At 47.6% G+C, this 15170-nt stretch carries 13 protein-coding genes and 2 rRNA genes; 6 read left to right on the forward strand and 9 right to left on the reverse strand.

Annotated elements, in window-relative coordinates:
• Positions 1-57 precede the first annotated feature (57 nt).
• Positions 58-1038 carry a YegS/Rv2252/BmrU family lipid kinase gene (locus H6G00_RS32640; protein WP_190799917.1) on the forward strand — a complete coding sequence of 327 codons (981 nt, stop codon included), beginning with the start codon at positions 58-60 and terminating at the stop codon, positions 1036-1038.
• Between the two features lie 156 nt (positions 1039-1194).
• Here the strand turns inward: H6G00_RS32640 and H6G00_RS32645 are convergent, their stop codons facing one another.
• Together H6G00_RS32645 and H6G00_RS36405 are read right to left on the reverse strand one after the other, a co-directional pair.
• Positions 1195-2493 (reverse strand): glycosyltransferase family 4 protein, encoded by a 1299-nt coding sequence (locus H6G00_RS32645; protein ID WP_190799918.1) that lies wholly within the window; start codon positions 2491-2493, stop codon positions 1195-1197.
• Between the two features lie 530 nt (positions 2494-3023).
• Positions 3024-3155, reverse strand: coding sequence for a hypothetical protein (locus tag H6G00_RS36405; protein WP_277882018.1), 132 nt, complete (start codon positions 3153-3155; stop codon positions 3024-3026).
• 766 nt (positions 3156-3921) lie between these two features.
• On the opposite strand from H6G00_RS36405, the gene H6G00_RS32650 reads away from it, so the two are divergent.
• Positions 3922-5187, forward strand: a complete 1266-nt coding sequence (locus H6G00_RS32650) for a GTP cyclohydrolase II (RefSeq protein ID WP_190799919.1) — start codon at positions 3922-3924, stop codon at positions 5185-5187.
• A gap of 46 nt (positions 5188-5233) precedes the next feature.
• Here H6G00_RS32650 and fmt read toward each other — a convergent pair whose 3' ends face one another.
• Both fmt and H6G00_RS32660 read right to left on the reverse strand, forming a co-directional pair.
• On the reverse strand, positions 5234-6253 hold the full coding sequence (gene fmt / locus H6G00_RS32655) for a methionyl-tRNA formyltransferase (protein WP_190799920.1): 1020 nt from the start codon (positions 6251-6253) through the stop codon (positions 5234-5236).
• 71 nt (positions 6254-6324) lie between these two features.
• Positions 6325-6564, reverse strand: a complete 240-nt coding sequence (locus H6G00_RS32660) for a hypothetical protein (protein ID WP_190686963.1) — start codon at positions 6562-6564, stop codon at positions 6325-6327.
• 482 nt (positions 6565-7046) lie between these two features.
• On the opposite strand from H6G00_RS32660, the gene H6G00_RS32665 reads away from it, so the two are divergent.
• The gene (locus tag H6G00_RS32665; protein ID WP_190686992.1) at positions 7047-7745 is read left to right on the forward strand and encodes a hypothetical protein; all 699 of its coding nucleotides are present in this window, start codon (positions 7047-7049) and stop codon (positions 7743-7745) included.
• A 48-nt stretch (positions 7746-7793) separates the two neighbouring features.
• Here H6G00_RS32665 and H6G00_RS32670 read toward each other — a convergent pair whose 3' ends face one another.
• The 3 genes from H6G00_RS32670 to H6G00_RS32680 all read right to left on the reverse strand — a co-directional run bounded on the left by H6G00_RS32670 (position 7794) and on the right by H6G00_RS32680 (position 10110).
• Positions 7794-9008, reverse strand: coding sequence for a DUF4335 domain-containing protein (locus H6G00_RS32670; RefSeq protein WP_190799921.1), 1215 nt, complete (start codon positions 9006-9008; stop codon positions 7794-7796).
• Positions 9005-9610, reverse strand: a complete 606-nt coding sequence (locus H6G00_RS32675; protein ID WP_190642687.1) for a DUF3038 domain-containing protein — start codon at positions 9608-9610, stop codon at positions 9005-9007. The genes H6G00_RS32670 and H6G00_RS32675 overlap by 4 nt, the downstream gene beginning before the upstream one ends.
• A gap of 215 nt (positions 9611-9825) precedes the next feature.
• Positions 9826-10110, reverse strand: a complete 285-nt coding sequence (locus tag H6G00_RS32680) for a DUF427 domain-containing protein (protein ID WP_190642688.1) — start codon at positions 10108-10110, stop codon at positions 9826-9828.
• A gap of 261 nt (positions 10111-10371) precedes the next feature.
• On the opposite strand from H6G00_RS32680, the gene H6G00_RS32685 reads away from it, so the two are divergent.
• From H6G00_RS32685 to H6G00_RS32695, 3 genes are all read left to right on the forward strand, one after another.
• Positions 10372-12369 carry an AMP-binding protein gene (locus H6G00_RS32685; RefSeq protein WP_190799922.1) on the forward strand — a complete coding sequence of 666 codons (1998 nt, stop codon included), beginning with the start codon at positions 10372-10374 and terminating at the stop codon, positions 12367-12369.
• Positions 12370-12460: 91 nt separating this feature from the next.
• Entirely contained in the window at positions 12461-12910 is a 450-nt protein-coding gene (locus H6G00_RS32690; RefSeq protein WP_190642690.1) for a YlqD family protein, read from the forward strand.
• A 96-nt stretch (positions 12911-13006) separates the two neighbouring features.
• A complete protein-coding gene (locus H6G00_RS32695) occupies positions 13007-14326 on the forward strand; it encodes a dihydrolipoamide acetyltransferase family protein (RefSeq protein WP_190799923.1) in 1320 nt (439 codons plus the stop codon).
• 536 nt (positions 14327-14862) lie between these two features.
• Here the strand turns inward: H6G00_RS32695 and rrf are convergent.
• A 5S ribosomal RNA gene (rrf, locus tag H6G00_RS32700) occupies positions 14863-14980 on the reverse strand.
• Between the two features lie 87 nt (positions 14981-15067).
• Positions 15068-15170, reverse strand: a 23S ribosomal RNA gene (locus H6G00_RS32705); the annotation flags it as partial.

Raw genomic sequence — 15170 nt, forward strand, 5'->3', positions numbered from 1 at the left:
CCATTGGGGTCAATCTTGTTCAAGCACAACTGTCATACCTTGCTTTAGGAAGGTCGTATGTCTCGTTCCGCATGTCTAATTTTTAATCCTGTTGCAGGTCAGGGCAATCCAGATCAAGATCTAGCTAAAATTTTGGAGATTCTAGAGCCAGAAATTGATCTAGATATTCGCAAAACAACAGAGGATGTTGATGCCGATCAGCTTGCTGCTGAAGCGGTAGAGCGAGGTGCAGAAATGATCATTGCCTCTGGCGGTGATGGAACTCTATCAGCAGCAGCAGCAGCACTGGTCGGCACCAAGATTCCTTTTGGGGTAATCTCACGTGGAACAGCTAATGCTTTTGCAACGGCTCTAGACATTCCAAACACCATCGAAGCAGCATGCCAAACCATTTTGGGAGGCTTTAATCGAACTGTAGATGCTGCCTACTGCAATGGTAAACCAATGGTTTTACTGGTTGGCATTGGGTTTGAGGCTGAAGCCGTCGAACGTGCTAACCGTGAAGCAAAAAATCGGTTTGGTATGCTGGCATATGTGTTGGCAGGACTACAGCAGCTTCGTGACCTAAGTAAGTTTGATGCAGAAATTGAAACCGAAGATAAAGTGATTCGTGTTTCAGCTGCATCTGTTACGGTAGCAAATGCTGCACCACCGACCTCAATTTTGGCTCAAGGTCCTGCTGGACTTATCGTAGATGACGGACTATTAGATTTGACGGTTGTGGCTCCCCAGAATGTGGCTGGGGCGATCGCCGCTAGCTATCACCTGCTTCAGTCTGCACTTAACGAGCATCCAGCGGAACGCCCCGATATTGGCTACCTACGAGCTAGAAAAATCAAAATCACCACAGATCCTCCCCAAAAAGTTGTGCTGGACGGTGAACTGGTGGGTAGTACTCCAGTTGAAGTCGAATGCATTCCCGCTGGGCTCACAATTTTAGTTCCAGAAGCCGCAGTAGAAGTTCCCGTCGAACACCTGGATGGGTTACCTGATGTAGAGGTGATTCCAAAAAAGGGGGAAGTAGAGGAAAAAGGTTAACGCCACAAGGATCAGGGAGAAAGCCTATATTCCCCCTAATCCTTAGTGAAATACAAAGCACGGCATACAGCGGTGACGCAGTGCGTCACCGCTGTATGCCGTGTAATTGAGGGTGACTATAATTATCCCCACGAATAGGTTGGCAGCTTGCAGCCTTTAAGCATCGACGACAGGTTTCTTTACACCAAAAGCTGGTAGCGCTTTGATCACATCAGAATTTCCAGCCGGATGAGCCACAACTTGAGCAAACAGAGCTTCGTAGCGGCTTAACGCCTGCTCAAACTCATAATTCTCCATTGCGTACTGCCTACCCTGTTGCCCTAACTGCTCTGCCTTCTGTGGATTCTGATATAAATCCAAAACGGCATCAGCCAAAAGCTGAGGTTGCTGAGGCGCGACCACAACGCCACCCCCACTTTGCTCTACGGATCTTGCTGCTGTTCCGGTTAGTGGCACAGAAGCCACAATTGGACGTCCGCTTGCCAATATGACCTGAGTTTTGGAAGGCATATTGAACGAAATCACATTCCGCTTTTGCACAATTAACCCTACATCTGCTGCGGCTAGCATTTCTGGCAATTTCTTACGCGGTTGAAAAGGCAGCAGTTTTACATTGGTTGTTTCTTTCGACTCGCAATATTTCTGCAACTGCTTTAGAGCCTTTTCTTCCCCCACAATGACAAAGACGATTTCGGGAATGTGTTTTAACCGATTAGCTGCATCTATGACTGTCTCTAGTCCTTGAGTCAGAGCGATGTTGCCAGAATAAAGAGCAACAAATTTGCCCTCAAGCTGGTGAGCTATCCGGAAGGGGTTATTTTCCTTTGGTAAAGGTTGAATGAAATTAACGTCTACCCAGTTAGGAATGCAGGTGATTTTTTCGGCAGGTACACCTTTACCAACCAGGTTCTCTGTAAATCCGTCTGTGATAACGCTAATCGTATGAGCCGTTCGGTAAGCAAACTTTTCTAGAGCTTCGAATACGCGAATTGCAACCTTGTTAGTCAGCAGACCCACATGCACTGCCGCTTCTGGGAGGATGTCTTGCAAATTAAGAACGACAGGGCAAGAGTGAAACCAAGCCAGCAAGGCAGCGGGAACGCTGACTGGCAAAGGTGGAACGGTCAGCAAAATAACGTCGGGTCGCCAACCTCTGAATGCCTGAATCATGCTGGTAAGAACGAAGCTGCCATCCAGCATGACTCGCGTTACCAGACCAGGTTGAGGGCGTACCCAGACATAGCTACGCTGAATTGTAACCCCATTCTTTTTCTCCGTGAGATACCACTTGCCCCGATATTCCTTGTAGATTTGGCGCTCAGGATAATTGGGCATTCCTGTGATAACTCGGACTTCATGTCCCCTCGCTGCTAACCCTTCGGCTAGCTCGGTCATAAGGGGAGCAATACCGATAGGTTCAGGATGATAGTTGTAGGAGTAGATTAGAATCCGCATAAATGTAGGCTCTAGTAGGCTCTAGATTAAACTGACGAGGCTCTCGGCTCAGCAGTCTTCTTTTGGGGCAACTGAAAGTAGACTCTGAGATGTTGCGAGGGTATCACCGACATTAAGGCATTAGTTATACAGTCGCGTATTCAGTAAAATCTCAGAAAAATTCTTGAGACACTGTTGATGTTGCTAGTAGAAACCATAACTATGATTAGTTTCTAAGGAAACTTCTGGAGCTTGGCTTCAGGGAATCTTTAGGCTCTGAGTTAAGTCTTTAAAGATTTGAAGAAAATCAAGTATTCCCGAAAACACCTGAATTCTAGACAGCAACACCTGGCTATTTTGAGTTTGAGCAGAACAGGCGTGAAATAGGCGAATGTCCATGAACAGCCCCGATGAGTGGTTATTTATCGCGGCTTTTGAGGTTTAGACTCTTCTATTATCTGTGAAAGTTTAACTACAATATTTCGTAAGAACTTATGATAAAAGCCTTTTCCACAAAGCTTCTCTAATTCACTGCATTCTTCATCTACCGCTCATAATTCGCAGACTAGTTTAGATAGGCGTGATGCTAATGGCGCGATCGCCATAACCTCTTCACTCACGGGTGCATCTCTGCTGTTGTTAGGAGCGCTGCGGGAGGCGGGTTGATTCGCTTTATTCTTCATCCCGTGAGTGGATTTGCTGCAGGTACGGGCTATAGCCAAATTGGCGTGGCAAAACACTCGCTCTCATGCGCAAATTACCACAGCAGTGTTGCCCCCCCTCACTAGGCAGAATTGTTGAGGGAGAAGGGTGAGCAGATTTACATTCTCATCGCCTCTCTGCTCAAGCACTAGAAAAATGCGGCAGCAACACCCGCAATCAGCAGCAATATTTCAGGAATTCATCATTTCTCTGCTAGCAAACCGTTTCAGCCAGGCTTATTGAGAAATCAAAAATCTTCGCTCTTAATGCCACTTTTTACCGTAAAGACTGGCTGTTGTAGCGATCGAAATCTATAAGCAAAGCCATTCCCAGCTTTAGCTACGGCTGCTAGAATACTACCTTCCACAGGAATTTGATCAGCAATTATTCTGCGAGTTGAGTACACGACAAAAATTAGAAACCGCTCAAGACCTTGATTTTGACCTGTATGGGCAGTTCAAAATTAACTGGGAGGTTGCATTTTTCTCCTGTAAATCGCACAGCTAGACCGCACCACACCTCATTCGCTGTACAGCGCACCTCCAAGTAGATTTCACCTGTTCTTGACACTGAAGTTTTTCTAGTAAAAAACTCTCGGCCCTAAAACCAGATCTAGCTGATCTACTTGAAATGCTTTAGCAAGCAACTGAGAGGTTTAGCGACAAGTTCACAGAAGCAGTTCTTGAAATTTCTTGAACCGCAATTTCTTAGCAGCAAATTCTTATCAGGGCAGCATTTAGGAGATCTATGTCAGAACAATCAGCCGTTTCAAAACCCAGTCACATCGTTTTAACCTCTCACCCCAATCGATTTGGTCCTAAACCCACAGCTATCTCTTGGGGAGACGCAGACCCCTTGAAACGAGGACCAGTTGTGGCGACCTTAACCAATTCTGCCCATCGTAATGTAATTGGGACTCACTCTGGTTCTTATGCCCTCTATCGGGCCTTGGCAGTCGCGAGTGGCGTGCTGCAATCTGGTCATCGGGCTGATCTAACTGATACCTCTCCGACAGTGCGGATTGGACCCCATCCTAGTTGGGCTGATCCAGACAAAATTGTTGCTCTAGACCCGTTTGGCGCTTCTGTAGGCGAAGTGTTTCAGCCTTTTTACGAGCAGGGCTACGATATTCGCCCAACGATCGCCATCACCAAAGCTCACATCAATATGCCGGAACTGCAAGAAGCGGTTGCTAAGGGGCGCTTGCAGGTAGATGGCAAAATTATGAAGACAGGTGGCGATTTAGTTGTCACAAAGGCAGCCCTTGAGCCAGTCTGGTATCTACCTGGAATTGCCAAACGGCTCAAAGTCGATGAAGGGGTTTTGCGTAAAACCTTGTTTGAGCAAACAGGTGGAATGTTTCCAGAACTGGTAACTCGTCCGGACTTGCTGGTTTTCTTACCTCCGATTGGTGGCATTACCGTCTACATGGTGGGAGATCTGGACGCAATTACTGATCCGCAAAAGCCGCTGACCGTGCGGGTACATGATGAATGCAATGGGTCAGATGTATTTGGATCTGATATTTGTACCTGCCGACCCTATTTGGTACATGGAATTGAGGCTTGCATTCAAACGGCTCAAGCAGGCGGAGCTGGAATAATCGTCTATTTTCGCAAGGAAGGTAGAGCCTTGGGTGAAGTGACCAAGTTTTTGGTCTACAATGCCCGAAAACGTCAGGAAGGGGGCGATCGCGCCGATGCTTACTTCGCCCGCACCGAATGTGTTGCAGGTGTGCAAGACATGCGCTTTCAAGAACTCATGCCTGATGTGCTGCATTGGCTCGGAATTACCCGAATCGATCGCTTTATCTCCATGAGTGACATGAAATACCGGGCGATCGTCAATTCTGGCATCGAGATCATCGAGCGGGTGCCCATTCCCGAAGAACTGATTCCGGCTGATGCCAAAGTAGAAATTGAGGCCAAAAAAGCAGCAGGCTATTACACCGAAGGCGACATACTGGATGCAACTTTGCTTGCTCAGGTTCAGGGACGGGGTTTGAGTGATTGAGGTTTTTGATTCACGAGTTACTGGTCGTTGCGCGAATGACCAGTAACTAACCATTTCCTATCTTTTCGCCGATTTGCAAGCGGGAGCCGTTAATGAAGTCCCATCCGGACTGCGATCGCCTACCTGCCATCTGCACTTCGCGCAGGAGCAGCAATCCTTCCCCTGTCTGAATCAAAGCTCCCTGATTCTTCAGCAACCCCACAACAGTTCCAGGAGTAAGAGAATCGTGTTGCTGGGAGGCTTGCTCTAGCAGACTTTCCCATTCGGATTTTATATCGTGCAACTCAGCTGGAAGCAACGCGTCATACGTCGCTACCAGTGGCAGGGTAGCTGTAACTTTTAGTACTGTTCCTCGAAAGGTCGCAACGCAGTTTGGGAAGAATCCTCGAACTTGATTGTGCAGGGCGATCGCCGGACGTGACCAATCTAGCTGATAGTCCTGCTTTTGAATCAACGGCGCATAGGTAGCCTGAGCATTGTCTTGAGGAATAGATTGAAGCGATCGCTGCTCTAGTCCAACCAGTGTCTCTACTAGCAAGTCAGCCGACACTGCCGATAGAGTTTCTGCCAAATCTAGAGCCGTGTCTAACAAGCCGATTGGTGTAGTTGTTTTGAGTAGCATTGCTCCAGTATCCATGCCCGCATCCATCAGCATGGTTGTGATCCCCGTCTCTGTCTCGCCATGATAGAGACTCCACTGAATTGGAGCCGCGCCCCGATATCTAGGCAACAGCGAACCGTGTGCGTTGATGCAGCCTAACCGAGGCATGTCCAAAATTCCTTGCGAAAGAATCTGTCCATAGGCCACAACGACAAAAGCATCTGCCTGACTTGTTCGCAACTTCTCCAGAGTTTCGGCATCTCGCTTGACGCTGCGCGGTTGCCAGACTGGAAGCTGATGCTCAACTGCTAACGCTTTGATCGGAGAAGGAATGAGGTCATTGCCACGTCCTCGTCGTTTGTCAGGCTGAGTCACCACCGCAAGCAACTCAAATTCAGGCTGGGACAGTAATCGCTCTAAGCTGGGCACCGCAAACTGAGGAGTACCAAAAAAAATAATTCGCATGAGCCGGGATCAACAGTATGGGTGCCAGGAAAACAGAGTTTGAGACTGCTTTATTCCGAAAATCCTAAAGATTAACTTCGAATATCCCTGATTAACGCTTCAGATCGCTGAAGTACTTTTTCGAGAATGGGCGTTTCTTGGATTTGCGCGGGGTGAACCTGAGCAACCGCTATGCCCAACAGTCCTGCAAAACTGCCGCCCACTGTTAGCAGCAGCAGCCGAAAAATTAACACCAGGAAAGACCTGCCCCCACCGGGCGATCGCTGAGGAGATTGGCGTTCCGTTGCTTGAGCCGTTGAGGATCTAGTCATATTTCGACCTCATGCACAGATTTCCCTGTTGTGATGCTACCTCAACTTTGGACAAGTCCAAAAGCTGAGCGTTAATTTTCCCAGCTTTGCGGTCAAAATCGCACGATTCCTACTAGTTACCTACCTGCCTACAGACTGACATTAGCAACATTACATCTGTTGAAGAGTTTAGAGAATTCATGCATTCACGAGCCTTACAGTTGCTATACATAGATCAAGGAAAGATAGAACGAGAACAGCCTTATGTTGGTTCGGGTGTCGCATCTCACCACAAATCCGTCGCCCAGAGACTTAACTTAATGCGCCAAATCAAACTCTGCTTAGGATGGTTGTTCCCCCGAACATCATCTCAATTGGCTACCGTCTTGTTATTGGTGTTTCTATTAGGCTCCCGCTCCGTCTTAGCTAGTCCTGAAGCTGTTCCGGCTGCTGAGTCGCCAGCTTCCCCTATTGTTCCTGAAAATTCTGTCTCTGAAAGTCCTATGGCGGAGCCGTCAGTACAACTTGACCCACTCAATAGTCCCTATCCAGTTCCCTGGAATTGGGTTTTAGCAACTCTGGCTGAAATAAGTCGGTCAAATACTTCAATCCTGCGTTATTACCGCAGCCAGTCGCTTATTTCTCCGGATGGTGAATATGCGGCTTATAGTCGCATTCAAATGCAGGTTTCTCCTCAATTCACTCAGAGTCGAGTTAGCAGTGTTTTGTTTCTGGAGAATTTGAGGACGGGTGATTTGCAGACGATTACTGCATCTTCTCCCCTAGCAGATAACCCCTTTGGAAACGGAAATCTCACTCCTGTAGAAGTTGAGGCGGGGGGGATCGCCATCTTGATTCCAGTTGCCTGGTCCGAGACGGGCGATCGCATCCTGGCAAGAGAGTTTGAGTCGTTGTTTGGCTCTGATATTGCTTCCGACTATGCTGTCGTTTGGGATCGGCAGCAAAACCGCACTTACACCGTTGCTCCCACTCGCGTTCAGTACACAAATGCTGTTTTATTGGGCTGGAGTCAGACGCATCCTGGGCGGGTTCTTTTTCAAGCAGGCAACCTGGGTGACACCCAAACCATGCTATGGGCAGTAGATTTTAGCGGAAGCACCACCGCCGCCATCGAAGACCAGCCCGTCACCTTTGGACGAGTGGCAAACAACATCTGGGCGGGACCTCAGGCACATCGATAGAAACTGGAGAATCTTTGAGGGCGCAAAAATCTTGCGCCCTTTATGTATTTATATCAACAGAGAAACAAGGCTCTCTAGAGGTGATGCATTGGCAGCAGGTCGTCCATTCCAGGGACTGACCTCAATGACTCCGTCAGGTCTAAACACAACTCGAAACTGACCAATGGGTTCCTGGTTTGGCGCATCTGCATCAATTGGGTTGTATCGCAGATCTGCAAGAGGAGTTAGGTCAAAGTAGGTGATAGCGGCTTCGTTGACTTGCTTTACTCCGAGAATATCGCCATTCTCGGCAACACCAACCCGATAAATGAGTTCTTCATCCAGTCCAGCATCTCGATCAGTCCAGGCTGCATCAAGCTGATCTCGCAACTGCAAGGTCATTTCATCGAGCCGATCTGGGTCAGAAATCTCAGGAGCAGCATCTAGCAGTGCTTCTAAATCTGCAGCAGCTAAAGATTCTCCAACTTCTGTTGTTTCAGAAACATCATCAGATGGCTCTGCTCCAGAATCAGACAGCTCAGAATCAGAAAGTTCAGATGCGTCATCAGCCACTACAGGTTCTGGTGAAGCAGTTGTTGCAGTTGGGGGTGACTCGGTTGCTTCTTCAACACTGGCATTCGCAGCCGGAGAAACTTCTGTAGACTGTTCTGTAGTTGTCTCTGACTCTACTGGTCCTCTTTGCGGCACAGGTACAAAGAAGAGGGCGATCGCTGCAACCGCTAGCCCAGAAACTCCCAAAGCAACTGGCATTGCTCGTTTTGTTATCGGTTCCTGCGATGCAGCATATCGCTTAGAAACGGGGGCTAGATTGAGCGATAGCTCCGGCAGTGTTTGGCTATCCGCGAAAAACTGATCAATCGCCTCAACCAGATCAAAAAGTTGAACGGTCACCAAATCAAGCTGGACTGGAGTCACGGAACTTTGAGCTTGACTGCCATTGTTCGATTCAGCCTGAACTGTTAACCGATGTAGATTCTGATTAATTCGTTGAAGATGTACTAGGTCTGGCTTGCCCGTTGCGTGAGAAGGATGAGGTACTCCACTTAAGAACTCTTGAGCATAATTACTAACGGCTGTGATTAGGCTCTCAAAGAATTCTTTTCCCCCTGTAAGGGGTCTCTCAAGGTGAGTAAAGTGACACTCAGCACTAACCAACTTAGAGACTAGAGGGCGACCCGTTGTGCTGCTGGCGATCGCCTCATCTGGCCATCCTTCAAGTACCAGCTTACAGTTCGGTAAGCTATATTGACGCTGAATCGTCATGCCACATCTCCATCAAACAAGCTGCTCCAGAGCCGCTGCGTACCACCCGTTCCTGTGCAAAATAGAAGTTGGCTCAAAAGCTTCATTGCGAGTTCGTTCAGCTTTTCATCGGTACTGTATGCCATTACACCTGCCCGTTTGGGGTTCATTCGAGAGCGAAAATGCGCCCTAAATCGCTCCAGATATTCAGACAGGCGGAAATGGTGATCTAGAGAGAGCTGTTTTTCTTGCAACTGCTGATAAGCCAAAAGCAACTGACGAATTAGAACGGTTAGCCGTCGTGACAAATGACAAGCAATCAGAACTAATGCTTTTGCTTCTGTTAGCGTAAGCGGACGGCGCTGGCTATTGCGCCTTAGTGGGTTGGTGCTGCGTAGTCGCCACAGAGAAACACGATTTTTTACAATTCCCTGTAGTTCAAGCTCTTTAGCAGCCATGAGTAGAGCCTCAGAACCACCAAGGTCTAGCGCTTCGATCGCCAGGATAATAAGATCAATTTGCAACCGCGCCCGACGAGGACAAACCTCATCCAACACAGGAGGGTTGGGTAACGAATCCAGAATCATAGGAGGTGACTGGGCGGGTGGACTATATACTTTCATTACCCTCACGGAGATGTTCAGCAGAATTCTATCAAACCACGATCTACCTATTCCTGGATTCAGACCTGGGATCTGTTAGTCCGGTCACAAATTTTTGACAGTAACACTTTTTATCCGGGAATTTCAGTTTGCTGGATAGCATCACACGCAGCAAGTTAGACATCAAGATACCCAAAAGCCAGCTTTACAACACCAACTTAAGGACTAATTTGGGGTTAGGCTTCGACCTGCACACCGCGCCAAAATGCTACGTAGCCTTCAATATTCTTTGCAGCATCTTTAGCACTGGGGTAGTACCATGCAGCATCCTTATTGATTTGCCCATTCACCTCAATGTTGTAGTAGCTTGCAAGCCCTTTCCAGGGACAGGTAGTATGCGTGTTGCTAGGCTTAAAATATTCTGAATTGATCGAGTCAGGAGGAAAGTACTGATTTCCCTCGACTACTTCGCATTTGTCGCTTTCTGCTAAAACGACACCATTCCAAACTGCTTTAGGCATATAAATTCTCCTAATAACACGCTTTGCTATCCTATTCTAATTCCGCTACCTATCAGCATTTCATAGCCGATTATTCGGACAGCGACTCTCAGGAGCAACCCTCCTCGTTGGCAGGCTGCGTTCGTGACCCAATCTGCGAAATGGAGAAGTTACAAGACAGACGGATAGGGTTCTGTCCTTCCCAATTGACTATTCTAGCGCTGCAAGAAGTAGGGTAGTTTAGAAAAATCGCAACTTTAACGGCACTTTACGGAGCTAGTCATGATGAATCGTCCCACCAACTCCGGTTCTACATCCGCTCTAAATACCGCTACACCGTCTGGTGCTGGCATCTCCGAAAGTCGCCCTAATGACTTTAGTGCGGCTCAGTCAATTCCCGAAATTTGGGCGATCGCCGCTCAACGGAAAGAGGTGTCTAGCCTGGTTGCACTTCATGATCCTCATGTGAAACCAGAGGTAAGCATTACCTACGCAGAGCTGTGGCAGCAGATTCAGCAGTTTGCAGCCGGATTGCAGGCACTGGGGTTGCGGGAAGGGGAACACGTTGCCCTGTTCTCAGACAATAGCCCTCGTTGGCTAATCACTGATCAGGGAATGATGACGGCTGGCATTGTCAACGTAGTGCGTAGTGCTCAGGCAGATCGAGAGGAGCTACTGTTTATTCTTGCTGATAGCGATAGTGTGGCGATCGCAGTTCAAGACCAGGCTACCCTTAAAAAACTCTACTCTGATCTCAACCCCGACCAGATTCGACTAGCAATTGTGCTATCTGATGAGGCTGTGGAGGAGGGCGATCGCCTCAAAACTCTAACTTTTTCCCAAGTTCTAGAGTTAGGAGCCAAGCACTCGCTTCAGGCAGTCAGCACGAATCGGGACACGCTAGCTACCCTAATGTATACCTCTGGGACTTCTGGAACTCCTAAAGGAGTGATGCTGACCCAGGGCAATTTGCTGTCCCAAGTCACAAATGCAGGAGCCGTAGCCCAGCCTCAACCTGGAGAACGTGTCCTCAGCATTCTCCCGATTTGGCACTGCTACGAACGCTCCTTTGAATATTTCATTTTCTCCTTTGGCTGCACCCAGATCTATACCAACATTCGTCAAGTCAAGCGAGACCTCAAAGAATTTCACCCCCACTACATGGTCGGTGTGCCTCGCCTCTGGGAATCGATTTACGAAGGAGTGCAGAAGCAGTTTCGAGAGCAGCCTGCAAGCAAACAGCGGCTTATCAACTTCTTCTTAGAAATTAGTCAACGCTACATAGATAACCGCCGAATTGTTCAGAAATTAGACTTAGAAAACCTGAATCCCTCTGCCGCAGAGCGGTTTGGGGCAGGGCTAAAACTACCTTTCCTGGCATCATTGCATCGCTTAGGAGACAAGCTCGTCTACCAACAGGTTCGGGCAGGCATAGGGGGCGAAATTAAGTTTGTTGTGAGTGGTGGCGGTTCGATCGCAATGCACCTGGAGAACTTCTTTGAAATTGTCGGGATTCAGATTTTAGGCGGCTATGGTCTAACAGAGACTGCTCCTATTACCCATGTTCGTCGTCCCTGGCGCAATATTAGAGGTGCTGACGGTCAGCCAATTCCTCAAACTGAAACCCGCATCGTTGATTTAGAAACCCGTCAACCTCTTCCTGCTGGACAACAGGGCGTTGTTTTGATTCGAGGTGCTCAAGTAATGCGAGGCTATTACAAAAATCCTCAGGCAACAGCCAAGGCGATCGACTCAGAAGGTTGGTTCGATACGGGCGATCTAGGTTTAGTCACGGCTGAGGATGATCTGGTAATTACAGGGCGAGCCAAAGACACAATCGTTTTGACAAACGGCGAAAATATCGAGCCGCAGCCTATTGAAGACGCTTGCTTACGGAGTCCCTACATTGACCAAATTATGCTGGTCGGGCAAGATCAGCGATCGCTAGGTGCCTTGATTGTTCCTAATCTAGAAACGCTAGAAAAATGGGCAGCCACTCAAAACCTACAGCTTCAGCTTCCTGATCAGGAAAACACTGCATCTCTAGCTGCGACTCAAATCAGCCTTGATAGCAAACAAGTCCAGGACTTGTATCGGCAAGAGTTAACTTGTGAGGTCAAAAATCGACCTGGATATCGTCCCGACGATCGCATCGGACCATTCCGGCTTGTCTTAGAGCCTTTCTCTATCGAAAATGGCACCATGACTCAAACTCTCAAAATCCGTAGACCCGTTGTGATGGAACGCTATCGCGATATGATTGACGGGATGTTTGTCTAAACTGTACTGGTTATGCTGCTCAAGAACAGCATGGCTTCGCTCACATAATTTTTGTCTCTAATCCTCAAATTGTTTCCTTGACCTAAAACTCATGGATGTTTCTAAATCCCATCTGCTCTTAAAACGAGTTGTAAACGTAAAAGCCCTTGTCACTCCTCTGTGGAAGGAGGGAATGCAGCAACAGCTACAGGCCCAAATTAACCAGTTAGACGGTCAACTGCAACAGTTAGAGAACCAGGGACAGCGCATGACGGCTGAGCTACAAAAGCAAACCTCTCAGCCCGCCGATCCAGCGATCGCTCAACAAATTGGCAACATCCAAGTACAAGTCAACCAAAAGAAGAGCGAGCTTTTAGAACAGAAAAATCGAATCCTTCAACAACTTCAACAAGTACAGCTTGCAGAACTGGACAAGGAAGTGTTGCAGCTCCAAGTCGAAGGCTTTTTCCGTGTAGAAATTGGAGACAATCTGTTCGACAAAATGCGCGTAGAGATACTTTTACGCGATGGAGTTGTCCAAGAAATTCGAGGCGATGCATAGCCTACTCGCATCCTAGTTTCCGATCCTTGAACGACCCAGATCACGATACAATTCGATTCTGCTATCCATGTTGTTTTAATTGTCGCAAAGCTACTCATGATTCACGAAGTTTTCATGCCTGCCCTTAGTTCCACTATGACAGAAGGCAAAATTGTCTCCTGGATCAAATCACCTGGAGACAAGATTGAAAAGGGCGAAACCGTAGTTGTTGTTGAGTCTGATAAAGCAGACATGGATGTAGAGTCCTTCTATGAAGGCTATCTTGCAACAATTGTTGTGCCTGCAGGTGAAGTTGCTCCTGTAGGAGAGGCGATCGCCCTAATAGCTGAAACAGAAGCTGAAATTGAAACTGCCAAACAACAAGTTTCTGGTAAAACCAAAAGCAGCCCGACATCAGCATCTACTCAAGATCAAACAGAACAAGCGGCGCCAGTGGCGATCGCGGTTCAGTCTGAAACTGAACAAAACGGCTCTTCTAAAGCTGGTAACGGTCGAATTGTTGCATCTCCTCGTGCCCGCAAACTAGCTAAAGAATTAAAAGTTGATCTAGATATTCTCAAAGGCAGTGGTCCTCATGGCCGAATCGTAGCAGAGGACGTTGAAGCAGCAGTTGGAAAAACGAGCCAGCCAACTGCTGTACCCACACCTTCAGTTATTGCACCAGTAGTCCAAACGACTACCCCTGCATCCCCCACTTCTGCAAAATCTGCAACTCCTGCTATTTCTGCGATTCCCACTGCACCAGGTCAAGTTGTACCGCTAAACACTCTACAAAACGCAGTAGTGCGAAACATGGTTGCGAGCCTTCAGGTTCCAACCTATCGAGTGGGTTATACAATCACTACCGATAGCCTGGATAAAATCTACAAGCAGATCAAATCAAAGGGTGTAACTATGACTGCACTGCTAGCAAAAGCAGTCGCAGTCACACTGCTAAAACATCCATTACTGAACGCTAGCTATACTGAACAGGGCACTCAATACAAACCTGACATTAACGTTTCAGTAGCCGTTGCTATGGATGATGCCGGTTTAATTACCCCCGTGTTGAAGAATGCAGATCAAGTTGATATCTATTCCCTATCACGTGCTTGGAAAGACCTAGTTAATCGCTCCAGGACAAAGCAATTACAGCCTGATGAATACACCTCCGGCAGCTTTACGCTTTCAAACTTGGGAATGTTTGGAGTTGATCGATTCGATGCAATACTGCCGCCCGGACAAGGCGCTATCTTAGCGATCGGAGCATCACATCCGCAAGTTGTTGCCACCAAAGATGGGCTACTAGGTGTGCGACAACGAATGCAAGTGAACATTACCTGTGACCATCGAATCATTTACGGTGCTCACGCAGCAGCGTTCCTCCAAGACTTAGCAAAACTAATTGAAACTGACCCTCAATCTTTAACGCTATAGAGTTTAGGTTGCAGTTAACCTATAAACCTGAGGTTGCAAGTTAAGCGTTTCAACCTCAGGTTCATTTGTAGAACTATAAATTCTCTACTCAGTGACTTCCGCTCGTGAATCTGGTAAGCACATGGGAATTACCATTGCTAGAAATGAAAGGACTTGGTTCAACACTTCCGGTACAGATGATTAGAGATCCTTTCTTGAGATAAGGAAGTTTACACCATGCGGCAGAACGTTCCCAGATACTCAAAGATACAGTAAACGATTCTTCGCGATTACGAGCTTTACAAACATATACTGTTCCTTGAGCCACCTTAACCTTCTCACCATTTCGAAGATCAACCGTTTTCAACTTGAACATCTGCAGCCAGGCTTCCACTAACTATCCACTTGTTTAACCCTGCACTAGCCATAGATGCCTCCCAATATGTTTGTGTTTACAGAATTCCCTAAATAGGAATAGAGCTAGCACAAAATCATACAAAACCACGAATTCCTCCTTCAATAAAGCGAAGGAGGAATTCGTGGTTTTCTTATTAATAACCTGGCGCCGAGCTATTTTTGCGGAGGGCAACCCCTCAACTATCTTTGCCGCAGCGATGTTTCACGACCGAGTTCGGGATGGGTTCGGAGTGGTTCCATTGCGCCATAGGCACCAGGAAACTTGTTGGGTGTGTACGAGGACAGGAACCCTGAAGGCTGCATAGCGAATAAAAGAAGATTTTTGTTTTAGTTAGACCAATGGAAGAGGTCAAGCCCTCGGTCTGTTAGTACTCCTCAGCTTCACCCATTACTGGGCTTCCACTTAGAGCCTATCAACGGGTGTTCTACCCGTGACCTTACTGGATTA

This window comes from Leptolyngbya sp. FACHB-541 (assembly GCF_014695875.1).
Classification (GTDB): Bacteria; Cyanobacteriota; Cyanobacteriia; order Elainellales; family Elainellaceae; genus JAAUTN01.

Excerpts from the sequence above, each read along its gene's own strand:
- H6G00_RS32640 (WP_190799917.1), top strand. The coding sequence starts at position 58 with ATGTCTCGTTCCGCATGTCTAATTTTTAATCCTGTTGCAGGTCAGGGC.
- H6G00_RS32645 (WP_190799918.1), bottom strand. The coding sequence starts at position 2,493 with ATGCGGATTCTAATCTACTCCTACAACTATCATCCTGAACCTATCGGT.
- H6G00_RS36405 (WP_277882018.1), bottom strand. The coding sequence starts at position 3,155 with ATGAAGAATAAAGCGAATCAACCCGCCTCCCGCAGCGCTCCTAACAAC.
- H6G00_RS32650 (WP_190799919.1), top strand. The coding sequence starts at position 3,922 with ATGTCAGAACAATCAGCCGTTTCAAAACCCAGTCACATCGTTTTAACC.
- fmt (WP_190799920.1), bottom strand. The coding sequence starts at position 6,253 with ATGCGAATTATTTTTTTTGGTACTCCTCAGTTTGCGGTGCCCAGCTTA.
- H6G00_RS32660 (WP_190686963.1), bottom strand. The coding sequence starts at position 6,564 with ATGACTAGATCCTCAACGGCTCAAGCAACGGAACGCCAATCTCCTCAG.
- H6G00_RS32665 (WP_190686992.1), top strand. The coding sequence starts at position 7,047 with ATGGCGGAGCCGTCAGTACAACTTGACCCACTCAATAGTCCCTATCCA.
- H6G00_RS32670 (WP_190799921.1), bottom strand. The coding sequence starts at position 9,008 with ATGACGATTCAGCGTCAATATAGCTTACCGAACTGTAAGCTGGTACTT.
- H6G00_RS32675 (WP_190642687.1), bottom strand. The coding sequence starts at position 9,610 with ATGAAAGTATATAGTCCACCCGCCCAGTCACCTCCTATGATTCTGGAT.
- H6G00_RS32680 (WP_190642688.1), bottom strand. The coding sequence starts at position 10,110 with ATGCCTAAAGCAGTTTGGAATGGTGTCGTTTTAGCAGAAAGCGACAAA.
- H6G00_RS32685 (WP_190799922.1), top strand. The coding sequence starts at position 10,372 with ATGATGAATCGTCCCACCAACTCCGGTTCTACATCCGCTCTAAATACC.
- H6G00_RS32690 (WP_190642690.1), top strand. The coding sequence starts at position 12,461 with ATGGATGTTTCTAAATCCCATCTGCTCTTAAAACGAGTTGTAAACGTA.
- H6G00_RS32695 (WP_190799923.1), top strand. The coding sequence starts at position 13,007 with ATGATTCACGAAGTTTTCATGCCTGCCCTTAGTTCCACTATGACAGAA.